Raw genomic sequence first — 1,987 nt, 5'->3', positions numbered from 1 at the left:
AAGATTCCATTAATTTTTTCAATGCTGGACGATATGTATGTTCCGTAGCATTTTGTTGTTGATAAATTTGACTAACTTCTTGAATATAAACCTGTAAATAATTCATAATAAAAACTCTTGCTTCTCTGGAAGTTTAGCAGATGCGGTATATTGTATCTTGTTAGCATCTTTATGGTTCAATTTAAAGACTTAACAACGGGAGAACACCAAAATAAATGAGTAGAATAGAAACCCGCACTGAAGCAATGGTGCTAAATATGAGGCCTCATCACCCATCACGGAAAGCCTCCATATTCATCAATAATTTTATCAATATCTGCCATAATCTTCATCGTTTCCGATATGATAGAAATAATATTTTGATAATGACTAATATCATCAAAATTTAACTGTCTTCCTTTTCTATCTTTTAGCCATTTTTGACAAACTTGATAACCACCTATATAAAAATTCCAAATTTGCGGAGAAACTTGATCAAAATACTGTTGAGAATTTATCCAAATTTGTTGATGATTCTCATTATATTTCACTTGTTCCACAATATCAGAACCAGGAATAGGATAGGTAGAAATTTCTGTTCCTGTTTCTTTCATCAGATGATATTTGACTAATTTATCACCTTTGATTACTAATTCCCAAAAAAGCGCAGCATTGGAAGTTAAAGGAACACGCGGAAAATCAATCTTTAAAAATTCGGCGTAACGTTGACGGTAGTTAGGAGAATGAAATACAGCGTAAATGTAATTAAAAATATCCTCTGGTCCAAAGGTTTTATTTTGATCTCCTTTTCCATCTACAATAAATTCTAACTCTAATTTTTCGGAGAGTTGTTTAATAAATTCTGGAGATAAATTCGCTGTACGTTGATTACATTGATTCACAACATTATTATCAAGAGTTGGGGTATTTGTTGGGTAAAGATAGAGAGGAAAAGATGTATCTATACTTTGATTATCAGAACGAATTACACCATTACTAATGATTTTATCTGTCACCATAAAGAAATTACATTTACTTTGGGGAGGTGCTTTACGAACAGTGACTAAGTTTAAATTTTCTCCTAGTAACAAATGCTTCATTACTTCACCTCTCGCCCTACAGTGAAAACCACCAGATTTACCTGTATAGTAAGTATATCTAATGTCAAAAGGACGATATAGAATAGACTCAATATTACTTTGATCTAAATTCGATAGTTTTAAGTCTTGTTGTGCTAACTGAATTTTCCAGTCTTGAGAATCTTTACTTAAATTATATTTTAACCTTGCTTCTTCAGGATCAAGATTAATAAAATCATTAAGCATATTCCAGAGTTCTTGTTCAGTCCATTGAATGGTAAAATGATCCCTTGCTGTTACAATTCCCACGCTATTAACAGGGATTACATCTGTAATTTTCCACATTTTTTGATATTCACTTCTTAAATCAATATTTTGGGGTTTAAATAAATAAAATGGTGTATTTGGTGCTAACTTTTCCCAATTAGTAGAACTAATATCATTTTCCCCTAACCAATGATACTTACCACCAACTAACTGTTTATTTTCATAAACTTCTCTAGAACCCCATAAATCAGCATGATAAACCGTGGCTAATTGTTTCTGACTATTTTCTTCTTTATTCCTATATTTAATAAAAAATCCAATTGCTACCCCTTGCTGAATATCAAAAACATTTTTATCTGCTGAACCATCAGGACAAACTTCTTTCTTTTTACTATTACCATGTAAATCTAAAACATAAATTTCATCAAAGGTTTGCATCAAACTTTGACGCATTCCCCGAAAAGTGGGATTATCTAAATATCCATGATTGGTAATAAAAGCTAAAACCCCATAACCTGTTTTTTCAATTCTCCACTGACTAAAACGGATAAATTTTACATAATCATCATTTAACCATTTAGGATTTTTTTCACCTAAAGATTTTCCGTCAACTTCAAAATAACTTGCTGTTTTACTACTAGAAATAGTATCTTGACCATTTA

1 protein-coding gene is annotated in these 1,987 nt (G+C 31.2%); it reads right to left on the bottom strand.

Translation table 11 applies throughout. The features are described 5' to 3' along the window. Nucleotides 1-275: 275 nt before the first annotated feature. On the bottom strand, nucleotides 276-1,987 hold a 1,712-nt coding region (locus H6F32_RS20170), incomplete at its 5' end, for a type ISP restriction/modification enzyme (RefSeq protein WP_313926676.1).

Origin of the sequence: Anabaena sp. FACHB-1237 (assembly GCF_014696225.1) — a bacterium.
Taxonomy (GTDB): Bacteria; Cyanobacteriota; Cyanobacteriia; order Cyanobacteriales; family Nostocaceae; genus FACHB-1237.
The sequence above is the reverse complement of the archived record's forward strand: the minus strand, read 5'-3'. Positions and strand labels throughout refer to the sequence as shown.